Annotated in this window: 16 protein-coding genes; 6 read left to right on the forward strand and 10 right to left on the reverse strand. The window is 61.2% G+C overall.

Annotation, left to right across the window (positions count from 1 at the left end; all coding sequences use genetic code 11):
- Positions 1–4: 4 nt before the first annotated feature.
- Both FHW37_RS02525 and FHW37_RS02530 read right to left on the reverse strand, forming a co-directional pair.
- Positions 5–979 (reverse strand): ABC transporter permease, encoded by a 975-nt coding sequence (locus FHW37_RS02525; RefSeq protein ID WP_145632063.1) that lies wholly within the window; start codon positions 977–979, stop codon positions 5–7.
- Positions 979–2,571 (reverse strand): ABC transporter substrate-binding protein, encoded by a 1,593-nt coding sequence (locus tag FHW37_RS02530; RefSeq protein ID WP_145632065.1) that lies wholly within the window; start codon positions 2,569–2,571, stop codon positions 979–981. Before FHW37_RS02530 ends, FHW37_RS02525 begins: the two co-directional genes overlap by 1 nt.
- Before the next feature lie 211 nt (positions 2,572–2,782).
- Between FHW37_RS02530 and FHW37_RS02535 the strand changes: the two genes are divergently transcribed.
- Complete coding sequence (locus FHW37_RS02535; RefSeq protein ID WP_145632067.1) at positions 2,783–4,756, forward strand: pyridoxamine 5'-phosphate oxidase family protein; 1,974 nt, start codon at positions 2,783–2,785, stop codon at positions 4,754–4,756.
- Here the strand turns inward: FHW37_RS02535 and FHW37_RS02540 are convergent, their stop codons facing one another.
- From FHW37_RS02540 to FHW37_RS02565, 6 genes are all read right to left on the reverse strand, one after another.
- Positions 4,757–5,587 carry an AraC family transcriptional regulator gene (locus tag FHW37_RS02540; protein WP_186458115.1) on the reverse strand — a complete coding sequence of 277 codons (831 nt, stop codon included), beginning with the start codon at positions 5,585–5,587 and terminating at the stop codon, positions 4,757–4,759.
- 96 nt (positions 5,588–5,683) lie between these two features.
- Positions 5,684–6,421: a glycerophosphodiester phosphodiesterase gene (locus FHW37_RS02545; protein ID WP_186458116.1), complete on the reverse strand. Its 738-nt coding sequence runs from the start codon at positions 6,419–6,421 to the stop codon at positions 5,684–5,686.
- 14 nt (positions 6,422–6,435) lie between these two features.
- On the reverse strand, positions 6,436–7,311 hold the full coding sequence (locus FHW37_RS02550) for an ABC transporter permease (protein WP_145632074.1): 876 nt from the start codon (positions 7,309–7,311) through the stop codon (positions 6,436–6,438).
- Positions 7,308–8,258: an ABC transporter permease gene (locus FHW37_RS02555; protein WP_145632076.1), complete on the reverse strand. Its 951-nt coding sequence runs from the start codon at positions 8,256–8,258 to the stop codon at positions 7,308–7,310. Before FHW37_RS02555 ends, FHW37_RS02550 begins: the two co-directional genes overlap by 4 nt.
- Position 8,259: 1 nt before the next feature.
- On the reverse strand, positions 8,260–9,303 hold the full coding sequence (locus FHW37_RS02560) for an ABC transporter ATP-binding protein (RefSeq protein ID WP_145632078.1): 1,044 nt from the start codon (positions 9,301–9,303) through the stop codon (positions 8,260–8,262).
- Complete coding sequence (locus tag FHW37_RS02565) at positions 9,300–10,316, reverse strand: ABC transporter ATP-binding protein (RefSeq protein ID WP_145632080.1); 1,017 nt, start codon at positions 10,314–10,316, stop codon at positions 9,300–9,302. Before FHW37_RS02565 ends, FHW37_RS02560 begins: the two co-directional genes overlap by 4 nt.
- A gap of 441 nt (positions 10,317–10,757) precedes the next feature.
- Here FHW37_RS02565 and FHW37_RS02570 point away from each other — a divergent pair, with 441 nt between their 5' ends.
- From FHW37_RS02570 to FHW37_RS02585, 4 genes are read left to right on the forward strand one after another with little or no spacing between them, the layout of a single operon-like run.
- Positions 10,758–11,747, forward strand: coding sequence for an aldo/keto reductase (locus FHW37_RS02570; RefSeq protein WP_145632082.1), 990 nt, complete (start codon positions 10,758–10,760; stop codon positions 11,745–11,747).
- A 52-nt stretch (positions 11,748–11,799) separates the two neighbouring features.
- Entirely contained in the window at positions 11,800–13,032 is a 1,233-nt protein-coding gene (locus FHW37_RS02575) for a multidrug effflux MFS transporter (RefSeq protein ID WP_145632084.1), read from the forward strand.
- Positions 13,033–13,042: 10 nt separating this feature from the next.
- Entirely contained in the window at positions 13,043–13,852 is an 810-nt protein-coding gene (locus FHW37_RS02580; protein ID WP_145632086.1) for an SDR family oxidoreductase, read from the forward strand.
- A gap of 29 nt (positions 13,853–13,881) precedes the next feature.
- Entirely contained in the window at positions 13,882–14,898 is a 1,017-nt protein-coding gene (locus tag FHW37_RS02585; protein ID WP_145632088.1) for a zinc-dependent alcohol dehydrogenase family protein, read from the forward strand.
- A 100-nt stretch (positions 14,899–14,998) separates the two neighbouring features.
- Here the strand turns inward: FHW37_RS02585 and FHW37_RS02590 are convergent, their stop codons facing one another.
- Both FHW37_RS02590 and FHW37_RS02595 read right to left on the reverse strand, forming a co-directional pair.
- Positions 14,999–16,510 (reverse strand): ATP-binding protein, encoded by a 1,512-nt coding sequence (locus FHW37_RS02590; protein ID WP_145632090.1) that lies wholly within the window; start codon positions 16,508–16,510, stop codon positions 14,999–15,001.
- Positions 16,507–17,229, reverse strand: coding sequence for a response regulator (locus FHW37_RS02595; RefSeq protein ID WP_145632092.1), 723 nt, complete (start codon positions 17,227–17,229; stop codon positions 16,507–16,509). Before FHW37_RS02595 ends, FHW37_RS02590 begins: the two co-directional genes overlap by 4 nt.
- Before the next feature lie 467 nt (positions 17,230–17,696).
- Between FHW37_RS02595 and FHW37_RS02600 the strand changes: the two genes are divergently transcribed.
- Positions 17,697–17,921 (forward strand): hypothetical protein, encoded by a 225-nt coding sequence (locus FHW37_RS02600; protein ID WP_145632094.1) that lies wholly within the window; start codon positions 17,697–17,699, stop codon positions 17,919–17,921.
- Positions 17,922–18,054 lie beyond the last annotated feature (133 nt).

An 18,054-nucleotide genomic window follows, 5' to 3' on the forward strand; every position in this document is an offset into this window, starting at 1 on the left:
CGTGTCATCTGACGGCTAGACGCGGATCGACCAGGCGATGGATCAGGTCTGTGAGAAGGTTCACGGCAATCACCAGGATCGACATGACGAGGAAGAGGCCGAGCAGGACCGGATAATCGCGGCTGGTAACGGCATCGAAGATCAGCCGGCCGAGGCCTGGCCAGGAAAACACCGTTTCCACCACGACGGCACCGCCGATCATGGCGCCGACCTGCAGGCCGGCAAAGGTAATGACCGGCAGCGAGGCATTGCGCAGCATGTGGCCACGCAGGATCGCCCCTTCCGTCAGCCCCTTGGCGCGAGCCGTCTTGATATAGTCCTCGGCCGCCACCTCGATCACCGAGGCGCGCATCAGCCGGGCATACATGGCCATATAGATCGCGCCGAGCGTCAGCGCCGGCAGGCAGAGATGTTTCAGCACATCGAGCGCATAGGCAAACGGTCCGAAACTGCCGGCCCGCATGTCGACATAACCAAAGGCCGGCAGCCATTCGAGCTTGATCGAAAACAACAGCACCAGCATCAACCCGAACCAGAAGACCGGCGTCGCGTAAAGAATGAGCGCGAGCAGCGAAATGGCCAGATCGGAGATCTTTCCGTGCCGCACGCCGGCCAACGCGCCGAACACGACACCGCCCAGAAGCGAGATCAGGAAGGCGGAGAGCGTCAGAAGCAGGGTCGGCCCCAGCCGCTCTGCAATCAGGTCCTTGACCGGCCGGCGCAGGCGATAGGAATACCCGAGATCGAGCGTCGCGACCTTGCCGAGATAAGCACCGAGCTGCACGACATAGGGCTGGTCCAGCCCGTATTCGGCCCGCACCTGTGCCAGAAACTTCTCGTCGGTCGCGCCGGACTGGCCTGCTATGACGGCGGCGGGATCGCCCGGTGCGGCGCGCACCAGGACGAAATTGATGGTCGCGATGACGAAGATCGTGATGACGATCCCCGCCACGCGGGAAAATATGGCTGCGAGCGACATTATGAGGCCCAGCGCGCCCGTCCGAACGTGCCGTTGACGCCGATCGCCGTATCGATCGCATTTTCCAACCGCGCGTCATGGATGGTCGGGAACTGCTGTTCCGTCATCCACAGGACCGGCAGATCATCGACAAGGATCTTCTGGACCTTGCTGTAGAGCTCGGCGCGTTCCTTGTCGGAGGTGAGCACGGCAGCACGATCAAAAAGCTCGTCGACCTCCTTGTTGGAATAGCCCTCGGTGTTGGTGAACATCACACCCTTGCGGATGTTCGAGCTTATGTAGCTTCTGGCCACACCAAGCGCCGGATCGCCGTTCTGGTAGAGCATGTTCGACGTCGTATCGAACTCCCAGTTCGATACGCGCTGGGCAAAGCCGCCGGGATCGGTGGTTTCCAGCACGACCTCGATACCGCCCTGTTTCATCGCCTGCCGGAAATATTCGGCAAGGCGCGTCCAGAACTCGCCGAAGGGCACGACCAGGAACTTGATCGTCGTGCGCACGCCATTGGCATCCTTTTTCAGGCCCATTTCGTCGAGAAGCGCATTGGCCGCCGCCACATCCGTCTTGTAGATCGTGACGTTCGGATCATAGAATTTGGTCGTCGAGGCGATGGGGCCGGTCGCCGGCTTGCCGAGACCGAAATTGATCTTGTCGACGATGAATTTCGGATCGAGCAGCAGTCGGGCCGCCTTGCGGAAACGCAGGTCATCAAAAGGCTTCTTGCGCAGGTTCAGCTCGTACCAGAGGACTGGGCTGAAGAATTCATAACCCTTGGTGGTCATCTTCAGGTTCGGCATGGCAGCCAGCCGCGGCACGTCGAAGGGCTCGATATCAGCAAACTGCGACAGCTGCGCCTCGCCGGTTTCCATCGCGACCGAGCGCGAGGCGCCATCCGGCACCACCTTGTAGAAGATCTCCGTCAGAACCGGCTGGCCTTCGAGATAATAGTCCTCGTTGGCGACGAGATGGATATGACTGCCGCGGCTCCATTCCTTCAGCTTGAACGGACCAGTGCCGATCGGCGTGTCATTGGCCGGGTTCTTGCGATAGTCGGTGCCCTCATAGATATGCTTGGGCGCCATCGGAGCGGAGCTCGTCTCGAAGGCGAGAAGGAAGGGGCCGAAAGGCGCCTTCAGCTTGAACACGACGGTATGGTCGTCCGGCGCGGTAATGCTTTCGCAGCGATCGAACACGCCGCGGGCGCGCGGATGCACTTCCTTCAGCATGACATTGCAGGAGAAGACGACATCCGCAGAGGTGAACGGTTTGCCGTCGTGCCATTTCGCCTTCTTGGCGAGATGGAACGTGTAGGTCAGCCCGTCCTCGGAAATCTCCCAGCTTTCGGCCAGCTGCGGCTGCGGCTTCAGCTCGAAATCGTAGCTGAGCAGGCTCTCGTAGATCTTGCCGCCGATCGTGCCGGTCGGGATCTGCTGGTTGATCGGCAGGACCAGAACCGGCGGCTCGGGGTTGATGATCGCCGTCAGGCCACCAGCGGCCCCTTGCGCATAGGCAACGCCATCGCGAAACAGGCTCATTGCCGGCAGCGCGAGACCGGCACCCAGCAGCATTTTGTTAAAACCACGTCTTTTCATGGTTCAGTCCCCTCTTTTCTGGCCCCCTTTTTCCGGCGGTGCCAAGGCCTTTGTGGCCGTTCGCAAAACCATAACAAAAGGCAAAAAAATCAAACAAGCGGGGTGTCGGGTTTGCGGCCATGTCTGTCGGGTTTGCTGCCGACAGAAATCCCATCGCCACGACGGGCACCGCTAGAATGTCCGGCATCGTTGCAATGTCGGAGACGGATTGATGGATGCTGGCATCCGCGGCTTCATCGAAAGCGCCACACTTCTTTTCATCGCATCCAAAAGCCTCGAGGGAACGCTCGACGTATCCCCGCGTGGCGGCCAGCCATCCGTGCTCTGGCCGGACGATCAGGGGCGATTGCTTCTGCCGGATTACATGGGCAACCGCCGGCTGGACACGATCGGCAATCTTCTCGGCAATCCCGACGTCGTGCTGGCAATTCTGAGCCGCGGCAATGACCGCTATCTCAAGGTCCATGCGCATGCCGCAGTCTCCACCAGCGAGGAAGACATCGCGATCTTCCCCGCCGACCAGAACCGGCCGATGAGCGCCATCGTGCTGACGCCGAAATCGCTGGAATTCATCGACAGCAAGGCTTTTGGGCGGGCCGGGTTCTGGCTCGATCCGAGTGAGCGCAAGCCGCCGCTCGACATGATGGGCTATTATTATTCTGACAAGGCCATGCACAAGGATCTCGGCCGCCCGTCGATACCCAAGCCCGATATCGAGGAGACCCGCCTCGTTCAGGCCGGCATCCGCGAGATTTACGGCACGCCGAGCGAAGTCGTGCGCACCAAGGTCTATGATGCGATCGGCCAGGGCGGCCTTTCCTTCATCGACGAGGCATCCTTCATCGTTCTGGCATCGGAAACCGCCAATGGCGGTATCGACCTCGATCTCGTCGGCGACGGCCCCCTGATGCTCGATCCGGCAGCCAATCGGCAATCCTTCAAGCTGCCGCTGCCAAAGGAGGCGGCGCATGTCAAAAGCACCGGCGAATGTGCGCTGGTCGCAACCGTGCCTGGTCGCTTGGAAGCGCTGAGAATGAACGGCCCCTACCGCTCCGGCCGTTCGGCAGAAAATGATCGCCGCGCGATCGAAATCGCCCCGGAGGAGATCTTCTTCCACTGTTCGGCGGCGCTGACCCGGTCTCGCATCTGGGCGGAACCGCTTTCGGCGCCCTGGACCGGCCTGCGCCGTTTCACCATCAGCGAAATCCGCGACGAAAACCCGGAGGTCAAATCCTTCGTCCTCAGCCCGCGCGATTCCGCACCGATCGGCGAGATCCTGCCCGGCCAATATGTGACCGTGGCCGTGCCGAGCGACGGCAGCCAACCGCCCCGCCGCCGCAACTATTCGGTCTCCGGCCGTCCGAACGACCGGGCGATCCGCATCTCTGTTCGAAAAGTCAGCGATGAAGGCCTGTCCGGCCTCCTGCACACGCTTGCAGCCGGCGACGAGATCCATGTCGGCGTGCCGGCCGGGCGCTTCGTCTTCAAAAGCCATCCGTCGCGACCGGTCGTGCTCGTCAGCGCCGGAGTCGGCATCACGCCGCTTCTGCCGATGCTGGAGACGGTGGTCGCCGAATGCGCCGAACGCGATGTCTGGTTCGTGCATTCCGCGCGGGATGCGGGTTACCACCTGTTTTCCGAGGAAACGCGGCTTCTCGCGGAACGCGCCGGTGGTCGTGTGCGGCTGTTTTCCGCCTATTCCCGCGCGGATGAAAACGAGGCATGCCACCATCGCGGCCGGGTCGATGCCGCCCTGCTCGACAGTCTCGTTCCCGCCGCCGACGCGGATTTCTACATTTGCGGCCCGGAGACATTCATGGCCTCGCTGCGACAAGGGCTGATCGCGCTCGGTGCCGAGGCCCACAACGTCCATTTCGAAGCCTTTGGCGGCTCCAGCGAGGGTTTTGCCGAAAAGCTCGCCGGCATGCCGGATCGCAAGATCACCTTTGCCCAGTCCGGCAAGGAACTGACCTGGAAACCGGCCTGCGGATCATTGCTCGATTTCGCGCTCAGCAACGACATCAAGGTGCAATATTCCTGCCGCAATGGCGATTGCCAGTCCTGCGTCCAGAAGCTGGTTGCCGGCAGCGCCGATTATCCTGTCGGCGAAACCCCGGTTCTCGCCGAAGACCAGGTGCTTCTCTGCCAGGCCGTACCGAAGACCGACATGGTCATCGGCTGCTGATCAGTGCCTTGACGTGACGCTCGTCGGATTGATGCCCATTACCCGGCGGAAGATCGCTGCAAAGGCGCTCGGGCTGTCGTAACCCACTTCCCAGGAGACGAGCTGCACCGGAGTGCCAAGCTCGAGCCTTGGAATGGCCGCAGCGATACGACAGGCCTGCCGCCAGGCATTGAAGCTCATGCCGGTCTCTTCGCGAAAGAGCCGCTCCAGCGTGCGCGCGCTGGCACCGGCCGCCTTGCCCCACTCTTCCAAAGTTCGCCGGTCGGCGGGCTGCTCGATCAGTGCATCGCAGATCAGCTTCAGGCGACGATCACGTGGTAGTGGTACGCGAGGCGAGACGATATTCGGCAGAGGCTCCGCCCGGGCGATCTCGTCGAGCGTCAGCGCGGCAAGATGCGGATAGAGACCGCAATCACCCTGGCCGTCGTAGATTTCGAGAAGCCGTGACAGGATACCGGTCAGGAGAGGCGACAGGTCGAAGACAACGGCCTGCGCAGCAAGACTCCTCGCTATGTCGGACCTGACATAGAAGGAGCGGAAGACCGAATCCGAGAGCGCCGAGACGCTGTGGCCAACGCCGCCCGGCAACCAGGCTGCATGGCCTGGCTGTACCGTCCAGCGTCGCTCTCCGGCCATGACATCCACCACGGATGTGGTGGCACAGACCAGCTGGGCACGGTCATGGCTATGCACCTTGCCCTGCCGGCTGACCGGAAAATGTGCTGCATGGGCGAAGACGGGATCGTCCGAAGAATGCAGTTCGTTGAGGCTGCGTAGCTTTGCGCGATCCGTGATTGATGACGATAGTGCAGGCTGTTCCGTTATATCCATTGGCTTTTCCCCCGCCAATTTCATGGGAAAAGCCAGAATACAGACCTCGCGATCGTTCGCAATGGCACAATCTCGCCACCTGCGCCGCGATCCTCACTATAGTTGGGCGACGACCTCGATCGCGAGGGACGGGTCGTTGAGCATGACGGCATCCGGGCCGAGCGCGCAAAGATTGGCCAGAACATCCCGTTCAATCAGGCCAACACTGCCATCCGTCGGCTGGCCTGTCATGATGATCACCTTCAGGCCAAGCCGCTGCAGGTTCGAAATGTTTTCAGCCGAAGCATCTTTCTCCCAAAGCCGCGCCCAGTTGCCACCGCGGGCAGCAAGCTCGGGATAATCGCCGATATCGGCAAACAGGCCAAGCGTCGGGCATTGCGGCAGCTGCACGTGAATGACGTCAAAAACATCGAGCGAGCGGACACCGAAGGCCATGCGGCCGCTATCAAGGCGTGCGCCGAGGACGGCGATGCAGCGCTCCAACGCCGCCGGCTCATAAAGTTTCGTGTCGAGCAGAATCGAGGCCCGCTCCCCGACAAGATCAATCACATCGGCCATGGCAACGATGCCCGGATGCAGGATACGCAACTCGTCCATGTCGAGTTCGGAAACCTGCCGCGGATCACCGGCCAGCCGGCGCAGATCGCCGTCATGGAAAGCGACCGGCACGCCGTCACGGGTCAGCCGCAAGTCCGTCTCTATGAAATCGGCCCCAGCCGCAATCGCCGCCTCAAAGGCAGAAACCGTGTTTTCCGGCGCGACGGCGCTGGCGCCGCGGTGGCCGCCGACGAGTATCTTGCCGGAGGCAGGGTTCATCCAGATGGGTTCGCGCATATTCTTAAAAGCTTTCAGTGATCTTTGTCGACGGTCGGATCGAGATGGTCGCGCAGCCAGTCGCCGAAAAGGCTCATGGCAAGCGTCGTCAGGAAGATGACGATACCGGGGAGAACCGCGATCCACCATGCATTGAGCAGGTAACGGCGGCCTTCGCCCAGCATCAGGCCGAGTGATGTGCCAGGCGGCTGGACACCGAGACCGAGGAAGGAAAGCGAGGTTTCGAGCAGGATCGTCGCCGGGAAATTCAGCGTCGCCTGCACGACGAGCGAGGCTGCTATATTCGGCAGGAGATGCCGAAACACGACACGCCCCGTTCCGGCGCCAAAGGCCTCGACGGCGCGGATATAATCCGCCGACTGTTCCGACAGCGAAAGGCCGCGGGCAAGGCGCGCATAACGCTCCCAGCCTTCAAGGCTGACCAGCACGATGAAGAGCGGGATATTGTTGCCGAAAAAGGCAAGCAAAGCGATGGCGATGAACAGCGAGGGAAGCGCCGTCTGCATATCGGTCAGCATCATCGCAAAGACATCGAAAATGCCGCGAAACCGGCCGGCGAGAAGACCGATCGTCGTGCCGACGACAGCGCCAAGAAGGGTTCCGAACGTGGCGATCAGGATCGAGGTTCTCAGCGCATAGATGATCCGGCTCAGGATGTCGCGGCCGAGATGGTCCGTGCCGAGCAGGTGATCGAAGCGGCCACCCGTCATGAAGGCCGGCGGCCTAAAACGAGCGGTCAGGTCCTGCGTCGTATAATGGCTCGGCGCCAGCAGATCCGCAAAGATCGCGACGAAGATTACGGCAAAGAGCCAGAAGAGGCAGAGCGCTATGATCGGCGGCAGGCCGAAGATGCGGAGCGGCCGGGCGATTGTCTGTTCGGACAGGCTCATCCGGCACCTCCCAATGTGCGGGCGAGACTGACCTTGGGATCGATCATCGCATGCAGGATATCGACGAAGAGATTGGAGAGGATGATCACCAGCGTGATCATCAGGATCACGCCCTGCACAACCGGCAGATCACGCATGCCGACCGAATCGACTAGAAGACGCCCGAGCCCCGGCCAGGCGAAAATGCTTTCGACCACGACCGTGCCGGACAGAATGATACCGATCTCGATGCCGAAAAACATCAGAAGCGGCACCATGGCATTCGGCAGCGCATGGCGCAGGATCACCGGCAGCTGCCGCAGACCCTTGGCGCGGGCCGTGCGGATGAAGGGCTTGCCCATCACTTCCAGTGTCGCGGTCCGGGCAAAACGGGCGACACGGCCGGCAAGCGGCAGCGCCAGAGTGACCATCGGCAGGATGATATGCAGCGGGCTGGACGAGCCGGAGGATGGCAGAATGCGCAAGTGCAGCGCGAAGGCGAGGATCAGCAGGATACCGAGAAAGAAGATCGGCATCGAATATCCAAGCACCGCCGCCGCCATCAGAGACCGGTCCACTGTCGTGCCGTGCCTGAGTGCGGCTGCAATGCCGAGCGACAGACCGATCAGCGTGGCGAGGATCAGCGCCGAAAGACCGAGCATCAGGGTTTTGGGCATGGCTTCGATGACAAGCTCTGTTGTCGGCCGGTCGCTGACAAAGGATTTGCCGAGATCGCCATGGGCAACGCGGCCGATGAATTTCAGATACTGGACATAGATCGGCTGATCGAGCCCCCATTGGACGCGATATTCCTGGCGCACATCCGGCGGCGTTTCCGGCGGCAGCAATTCTTCGGAGGGATCGCCGGCCGCACGCAGGATGACGAAGACCAGCGTCACGCAGAACAAAAGCGTCACGAGGGAGCGGGCGACGCGAAGGCCGATTGCCTTCAGGCTTGAGATCATCATGTCAGGCAATTCCCTCGCACAGGCCCGGTGCCGGAGCGGAGTTTTCGGCAGCGCGTGCTATCGGCGGCATGGCCTGCGACGCCGCGCCGGCCAGATGACAGGCAGCCTTACGCCCACCGCCGAGATCGACAAGCGACGGCATTTCGACGGAACAGCGCGCAATCGCATCAGTGCAACGCGGATGGAAGGCACAACCGCTCGGACGTTTTGCCGGGTTCGGCGGCTCGCCGCGCAGCATGATGCGGCCATTGATCTTGCGGCCCGGAATGGGCGCGGCGGAAACCAGAGCGCGCGTATAGGGATGGACCGGGCGGGCGAAAAGATCGTCGGCATCGCCCTCCTCGACAATACGGCCGAGATACATGACGGCGATGCGATGACTGATCTGCCGCACGACGCGAAGGTCGTGGCTGATGAAGACCATGGCCAGACCCAGTTCCGCCTGCAGGTCGGAGAGAAGATTGACCACCTGCGCCTGGATCGACACGTCGAGCGCCGAGACCGGCTCGTCGCAGACCAGAAGGTCAGGCCGTGTCGACAGCGCGCGCGCCAGGACGACACGCTGGCGCTGGCCGCCGGAAAGCTCATGCGGATACCGCCGGCCGACCTCTGCGGAAAGGCCGACCGCGCGCAGCAGTTCGGAAACCCGAGCCTCGCGTTCCGCCGGCGTGCCTATCCGGTGGATATCGAGCGGTTCGCGCATCTGCACCGACACGGTCAGGCGACGGTCGAGCGCACCGAGCGGATCCTGGTAGATCATCTGCATGCGGGTCCGCTGTGTCTTCCACTCGGCCGAGCCGATGAACGGCAGGCGCCTGCCATCGAAGGAGACAGTTCCGGCGGTCGGTGGCTCAAGGCCGAGAAGCACGCGGCCGGTCGTCGATTTGCCCGACCCGGATTCGCCGACAATGCCGAGCGTCTCGTTGCGGTCGACCGAAAGCGTCACGTCGGACACAGCCTGAACAGTCGAGGCCTTCTGCCAGAGGCCACGGTTCATTTCATAACTGCGCGCGATATTCTGCGCGACGAGAAGCGGCGCACTCATGCCTCGACCCTGCCTTCGATCCCGAATTCCTTCGCCGGCAAACGACCGATCGCAGAAGGCCGCGACACGTCGTCGGCAAAACAGGCGACGTTGTGATCCCGCCCGAGACCGGACAGGAGCGGAATTTCGCTGCGACAGCGCGTTTCGACATAGGCACAGCGTGGCGCAAAGGCGCAGCCGGCCGGCATCTTGTTGGCATCCGGTACCGTACCACCGATCGCCGTCAGCCGCTGCCGCGGGCCGTCGATATAGGGCAATGATCCGATCAGGCCACGCGTATAGGGATGCGCCGGGCGGTCAAACAATTCCTCGACCTTGGCCTCCTCGACGACGCGGCCGGCATACATGACCGCGACCCGGTCGCAGACCTGCGAGACGACACCGAGATCGTGGCTGATCAGGACGAGAGCCATGCCGGTCTCGCGCTGGGTCAGCGCCAGAAGATCGAGGATCTGCGCCTGGATCGTCACGTCGAGCGCGGTCGTCGGCTCGTCGGCGATCAGAAGGTCCGGCTGGCCGGCCAGCGCCATGGCGATCATGATACGCTGGTTCTGGCCGCCGGAAAATTCATGCGGATAGGCATTCAGCCGGCGTTCGGCATCAGGAATGCCGACGAGATCGAGCAGCCGTTTCGCTTCCGCCTTGAGAGAGGCGCCGGAAATCCCGCGATGCAGCGAAAGCGCCTCCCCGATCTGGCGTCTGATCGTCAGCATCGGATTAAGCGCGCTGGCCGGATCCTGAAAGATCATGGCGACACGCCGTCCGCGAATTCCCGCAAGCTTGGATTCCGGCAGATCGAGAAGGTTCTTGCCATCCACCAGCACGCGGCCCGTAACTTTCGCACGCGGCGGCAGAAGACCGAGCGCGGCAAGCCAGGTCACCGATTTGCCCGAGCCGGATTCACCGACCAGACCCAGCGTCTCACCGGCGCCGATCGACAGATCGACACCATGCAGAACCCTGACGCCGTTGAACGAAACGCTCAAACCCTCGAGCGATATTCCAGCGAGCATATCCACGCCCCCGGTTGTCGCGAAAGACACTGTCTCTCGCAGGAATTTCAGATGACGCCGACCCGGACAGCCATGCGCGCAAGCCCATCGAACTGCTTCGATGGCGGCTTTCCTATCCATGCGAGATAACGGTTGGATGACAGTTTTCGAACGGTGCACGATAATGACCATCGATCTTCTCGGGACCGGTATTGACGCTGCCGACTCCCGAAAATCCGCACACCGTCGCAGATGCCATTGGGTCTGTGGATGGGCGGGATACATCAAGGCGGCATCGTTGCTATGCGTCCGGGTAACATCCAATTCATGAACCAAAAGCATAGGTTCATGCGCATTCCAGCATCTAATGCTTAAGTCCGGTCAGCGCTAAATTCCGCTCCAGTTATCGCATGCGTTCGACAGCCAAGCTGCCAACCATCCGATTTTACAAGGAGATTGAATATGCAAAAGCGTATGCTCGGAAAAAGCGGCCTTGAAGTCTCGGCACTCGGCTTTGGCTGCATGGGATTGAACTTCAGCTATGGCCATTCGCTTGAGAAGCAGGAAGCCATCAGCCTCATCCGCAAAGCGGTCGATCTCGGCGTGACCTTCTTCGATACGGCAGAAGTCTACGGGCCGTTCACCAATGAGGAGATCGTTGGCGAGGCTCTGTCGCCGGTGCGGGATCAGGTCGTGATCGCCACGAAATTCGGCTTCAATATCGAAAACGGCAAGATGTCGGGAACCAACAGCCGGCCGGACCATATCCGCGCCGTCTGCGATGCTTCGCTGAAGCGGCTTGGCGTCGATGTCATCGACCTTTTCTACCAGCATCGCGTCGATCCGAATGTTCCGATCGAGGATGTTGCCGGAGCCGTCAAGGATCTGATTGCCGAAGGCAAGGTGAAGCATTTTGGCATGTCCGAACCCGCAGCCCAGACCGTTCGCCGCGCCCATGCGGTCCAGCCGGTATCGACATTGCAGAACGAATATTCGCTCTGGACGCGCGGGCCGGAAGTCAACGGCATCATCGAGACCTGCGAAGAACTCGGCATTGGCCTCGTTCCCTACAGCCCTCTCGGCAAGGGTTTCCTTACCGGCGCCATGAGCAAGGATACGGAACTCGCCGAAAACGATTTTCGCAAGATCCTGCCGCGCTTCACGCCGGAAGCGATGGAAAAGAACCAGGCTCTGATCACGCTGCTGAAGCGCATTGCTCTCACGAAAAATGCAACGCCTGCACAGATCGCGCTTGCCTGGCTGCTTGCGAAAAAGCCCTGGATCGTTCCGATCCCCGGCACGACCAAGCTTCACCGCCTGGAAGAAAATCTCGGTTCTGCGCAGGTCTCGCTGTCGACCGCGGATATCGCCGAGATCGAGCAGGCTGCCGCCGATATTCAGATCGAAGGCGAGCGTTATCCCGAACAGCTGATGAAGACGACGGGCCTGTGAACGCAAGGGATCGACCCTGCGTCACCCCGGCCTGGAAAGTTTAACCAGAAACATGTCTACCTCCGAAATGATGGAGCCGCGCGATGGCATCGCGACGGCAGCAACACGGCGCTGGCACCTGCTTGCCATCCTTAGTGCGCTGATGGGCTTCGCATCGATCTCGACCGATTTCTATCTTCCGGCCATGCCGGTCATGGCGGACGAGCTCGGTGCGGATTCCGGCAATGTCGAATACACGATCTCCGGCTTCCTGATCGGCTTTAGTCTGGGACAGCTTCTGTGGGGTGCGATCAGCGACAAATATGGCCGGCGGCTTCCCGTCGGCCTGGGCCTCCTGCTTTTCGTCATAGGTTCGGCCGGCTGCGCTTTGTCACAAAGCGTGGAGGCAATGATCCTCTGGCGCATCCTGCAGGCACTCGGCGCCTGTGCCGGTGTGGTTCTGTCGCGCGCCATGGTGCGGGATCTTTATGAGGGTCCACGTGCGGCCCAGATGCTCTCGACCCTGATTGCCGTCATGGCGATCGCGCCGCTACTCGGGCCGATCCTAGGCAGCCAGATCGCGGCACTCGCCGGCTGGCGGGCGATTTTCTGGACGCTCGTCATTCTTGGGCTCCTGGCGATTGGCGGACTGTTGACGATACCGGAAACACTGCCCGTCGAGAGACGCCGTACGGACCCGCTGATCGGCGCCTTCCGCCGTTATGCGAACCTGCTGACCCACAGAAAGATCCTCGGTTACGCGGGTGCCGGCGCATTCTTCTATTCGGGAATGTATGCCTATATCGCCGGCACGCCTTTCGCCTTCATCACCTACCATCATGTGCCTGCCGAATATTACGGCCTGCTTTTCGGCGCGGGCATCATCGGCATCGTGATCACCAACCTTGTCAATGCAAGGCTTGTCCAGCGTTTCGGCATGGACCGCATCCTGATCGTGGGAACCTTTGTCGCCATGCTGGCCGGCTTCGTTCTGGCCGTGAATGCCTATTCCGATCTTGCCGGCCTCTGGGGCCTGTTCCTGCCGCTTCTGGTCTTCGTCTCCGTCACCGGCTTCGTTGTCGCCAATTCGATCGCCGGCGCGATGAGCGATTATCCCGAACAGGCAGGCTCGGTCTCGGCGCTGGTCGGCGCCATCCAATATGGCAGCGGGATCGCCGGTTCCGGGCTTGTGGGCCTGTTTGCCGATGGCACGCCCTGGCCGATGGGATGGGTAATCGCCGTGATGAGCATCGGCTGCGTGCTCTGCGCCCTGCTCGTCACCTCCGCAACCAAGACATCCCGATAGGAGCCAGACCATGCCCGAGCGGAGCCTGAATATCCTCGTCGTCGGCGCGACCGGCAGTATAGGCCGCCCCGTCGTTGCCGAGGCGCTTGCCCGTGGCCACAGCGTCAAGGCGCTGGTGCGCGATACCCGTAAGGGTCGCACGCTTGGCTCTTCCGTCAATCTGGTCCTCGGCGATCTGACGGAAGAGGCCAGTGTGCAGATGGCGGTCAGGGATGTGGACGCGATCGTCTTCACTCATGGATCGAACGGCGGCGGCAAGGCCGGCTCGGAACGCGTCGATTACGGCGGCGTGCGTAACGTTCTTGCGGCGCTCGGACCGCAGCGGGCGCGGATCGCACTGATGACGGCGATCGGCGTAACCAACCGCACCGGCAGCTATAACCGATCGACGGAAGCCCATGACTGGAAACGCCGCGGCGAGCGCCTTGTGCGCGCAAGCGGCCTTCCCTACACGATCGTCAGGCCCGGCTGGTTCGATTACAACGATGCCGACCAGCAAAAGCTCGTCTTCCTGCAGGGCGATACCCGGCAGTCGGGCACGCCGAGCGATGGCGTTATTGCCCGAAGGCTGATCGCCCAGGTGCTGGTGGCAAGCCTGACGTCCGAAGCTGCACGCAACAAGACATTCGAGCTGGTGGCCGAGAAGGGTCCCGCTCAACACGATCTCGATCCGCTGTTCGCAACACTGGCCGCCGACAAGACGGGTGGGCCCGATGCTGTTCGCGACATCGACAACATGCCGTTGCGAGACGAACCAGAGCGTGTACTCGGTGACCTCGATGCCATCCGCGCCCAGGGCACGACGGAACTCTCCTTTTGAACTTCTGACCACCAGAAAGGAACACGCCCATGAAGGCGACAATGCTTTATGCACCCGGTGACGTCCGCTGCGAAGAAGTGGCTGAACCAAAGATCCTCAAGCCGACAGATGCGATCATCAAGCTGTCGGCATCCTGCATCTGCGGTTCGGACCTGTGGCCGTACCGCGGTGCAAACGACGTCAAAGCCCCGATGGCGATGGGGCACGAATATTGCGGCGTCGTTGTCGAAGTCGGCAGCGAGGTAAAGACCGTCAAGCCGGGCCAGTTTGTCGTCGGCTCCTTCTGCCTTTCGGACAATACCTGCCCGCATTGCCGCTTCGGCTTCCAATCGTCTTGCGAACAGCGCGAATTCATGACGGGTGCGCAGGCGCCTTACGCCCGCGTTCCGCTCGCAGACGGCACTCTGGTCGCGACCGCCGAAATGCCGTCGGACGATCTCATTCCGTCGCTGCTTGCCGTTTCCGACGTGCTCGGCACCGGCTGGTATGCCGCTGACGCCGCCGGCGTACAGGAAGGCTCGACCGCTGTTGTCGTCGGTGATGGTGCTGTTGGCCTGATGGGCGTGCTTGCCGCCAAGCAGATGGGCGCCGGTCGCATCATCGCCATGAGCCGCCACAAGAGCCGGCAGGACCTTGCGCTTGAATTCGGTGCGACCGACATCGTCTCGGAACGCGGCGATGCAGGTGTGGCGCGGATCAAGGAAATGACCAAGGGCGTCGGCGCGGATTCCGTTCTCGAATGCGTCGGCATGGAAGAATCGATGATGCAGGCGATCAACTGCGCTCGCCCGGGCGGCAAGATCGGCTTTGTCGGCGTACCGCACGGCGTCACGCTCGATGGCCAGCAGCTTTTCTTCCAGCAGAAGAGCCTGCTCGGCGGTCCTGCTCCCGTGCGCCGTTACCTGCCTCACCTGATGGATCTGGTCCTGACGCGACAGATCAATCCCGGCAAGGTTTTTGACCTGCAGGTCGAGCTGTCGGATGTCGCGGAGGGCTATAAGGCGATGGATGAACGCCGCGCCATCAAGACACTGCTGCGCGTCTGAACTCCAAAGAAAGAGCCATCGCCTCCACCAGAGGCGATGGCTCATTATTGCAAAAATGCAGCTTTTGCCGACTGCGGGTGGGTTAGCAGCACCTGCGCGCCTAGACCACACCGGCCTTCTGCGATTTCCGCCGGGCCCGCGCAGCAAACTGGCTGCTCTTTTCCGGTCGGGCATGGCTTCCTGCTTCGACAAACCCTTCGCGTGGCAGCGAGATCACGGCACAGAGGCCCGGATTGTTGGAAGTCAGCACGACATCGCCGCCATGCTGACGCGCAACGGCCCTGGCAATCGAGAGCCCCAGCCCGACACCTCCGGTTTCGCGATTGCGTGAAGCTTCGAGCCGGAAGAATGGCGCAAACACTTTTTCCCGCATCGCCTCCGGAACGCCCGGCCCATTGTCCTCGATGACGATATCGATACTGGTTCCCGTATGCCTGACAGAGACCACGGCATGGCCGGCATACCGTGTCGCGTTTTCGGCTAGGTTCCGCACGGCGCGGCGCAAACCTTCCGGCCGGCAACGGTAGGTCGTCCGCTGCGCCTCCATGAATGTCACGGACTGGCCAATATCGGCGAGATCGTCGCATATACTGCCGACCAGCGCCTGGAGATCGATCGTGCGCGTTTCCTCGACATTGACCTCGCCTCTGGCAAAAGCAATGGCCGCCTCGGTCATGGTCTGCAACTCGTCGATCGTTGCCACCATCTTGTCCCTGATCCCGGGATCCTTGACGAATTCCGCCCTCAGGCGCAGCGATGTCAGCGGCGTTCTCAGGTCATGGCCGATCGCCGCAAGCATCCGTGTCCGGTCCTCGACGAAACGGTGAAGCCGCTCCTGCATGCGGTTGAAGGCAACCGTCGTCGCCTTGACATCATCCGGGCCGTCTTCGGGTAGCGCAGGCAGATTTTCACCCCGGCCGAGGGCTTCAGCGGAAGCGGCGAGCCGACGCAGTGGACGGGTAATTCGTCTGGCGATGAAGATGCCGATCAGGGACAGAACGGATGCCGTGATGGCAAGCGAAGTCAGCGTTTTCGAATTCCACCAGAACGCATTATCCGCCTTGTAGGACGCACAATTGAGCCAGACGCCATCGGCAATCTTGACCGTAAGGCCATAACCATTGCGGCCATCGAAATACAGGAACTTCGCCTCCTGCGGCTGGTTCCAGAGAAAATTGGTCGGCGTCGTCCATGACTGGCCGGCATTGGCTGCGGCAAGTTCGTCGTCACGGATGCGCGTGCCCGGAGGTTTTGTCTGGAAACCGTAGGACCGGCCGAGATCGACGAAGTTATCGAGCGGGCGCGACAGTTCGGCAACCGCACGGCGGCGCCATGCAAGCGCATCCGTTTCGTCGCGGTCCGAGAGCCAGAACCGCGAATAACTTGTCTCGCTGGAGGAGAGCACACTCTGCCTCAGATCCGGCTGCAACGTCTCGATCAGGCGTGTCAGAGTGGCGGAACGGCTGAAGAATTCGCTCTTCACGGCGGCATGCAGCGCCTGGGACCGCTCGTCCCAGGAGACCAGGAATGTGATGATCTGGGAGATCACCAGTGCCAGCAGCATGAAGCCGATGAACTGTGTCGCCAGACTGCTTCGCCACCAGTGGATCATTCGAAACTCACCTCGGCCGACAAGCTGTATCCGCCTCCCCAATGCGTCTTGATGATCGACGGGTTTTTCGGATCAAGCTCGATCTTCTTGCGAAGTCGGCTCACCTGATTGTCTATGCTGCGATCGAATATGTCTGCCATGCGCCCGACGGTCAGGTCGAGCAGCTGTTCCCGGCTAAGGACCAGACCGGGACGATCAAGAAACACCTTCAGCAACCGAAATTCGGCCGTGCTGAGCGGCACTCCGACGCCATCGTCGCCGGTCAGTTCCTGCCGGCCGATATTCAGCTTCCACTGGCCTATCGTCACGACATTAGCTCCGGTGCCGCTGCGTTGAACGGCCGGGGCGCCGCGCGTCCTTCGCAAAACTGCCCGTATTCTCGCCAGCAGCTCACGCGGATTGAACGGCTTGACGAGATAATCGTCGGCCCCGAGTTCTATACCGACGATCCGATCGATCTCTTCGGCCACCGCTGTCAGGAAGATGATCGGCGTATCGGTGTTGGACCTGAGTGCCCGGCAGACCGACAACCCGTCTTCCTCCGGCATCATCACGTCCAGAACGATGAGATCGACCGTGTCCTTGTCGATGATCCTTCGAAGCGCCGCACCGCTTTCGACTGCGCTGACACGGTATCCCTGCTGCTCAAGATATTGTCCGACCAGTTCCCGGATATCCTGGTGATCGTCGACGACGACAATGTGAGCTGCGTTCTGCATGACAGGCACCATTGGTAATCAAGGCACTTTATCGGACAGCGCACCACATCGCATCGACAAAAGTGTATCAAAGTTTCGCGGCACATCCCGCTGCGGCGGCGGAAGGGAAAAGCGGCAAAACTTAAGTATTGCCGGGCAGAAGTCCGATGAAACCGGATAGCTCGCTCTCTCATTCCAAGGCGATGATACAGGGAAAATGTATCACAGGTGTGCCGCACTTGCCGTCGAGTGTATCGGCTTTTCACCAGAGCGGTCCGTAGAGCAGTGGGCGATGTAACGGCCTAATAGCCGCATTTCCAATGGTTTGGCGCCGAGAACCGGGATTGCGCCATTGGGACAATGTAACCTGTCACGGGAAATGTAGCCGCTCTCTTTCGCACCGCGACAAATATCGGACATAGTCGGCAAACCCCTGCGACAGTCATCCTGCATAGTGGCACCATCAAAGCCATCTTAAGGATGTTATCATGCGTTGCGAGATGTGGCAGGCAGCCATAACAAGGCAGGTCCTCGACGAGTTCTGCACCGAGCATAACCTGTCCGTCGACGACGAACCCGCGATGGAAATCGCCGAAACCTTGCTGCGGTGCATAGACCAAAGCGACGAAAATCCCGAGACCTTGCGCCTGAAACTCAAGGACAGCATCGCCGACAGACGGCCCCATGCGACCTATGCCAACAATGCCTTTTGAACCTGGGCCGCCGCCCTGAGGCGGCTCGTACGATCAGGACACTCTCACCCCTCGACTCTGCCGAAGAATGCCCGCCCGGTCATTACAGATTGCAGCCGGAGCGCGACGCAAAACCACGTCTCCCGGCAGGATT

It is taken from the genome of Neorhizobium alkalisoli (assembly GCF_007829835.1).
GTDB lineage: Bacteria > Pseudomonadota > Alphaproteobacteria > Rhizobiales > Rhizobiaceae > Neorhizobium.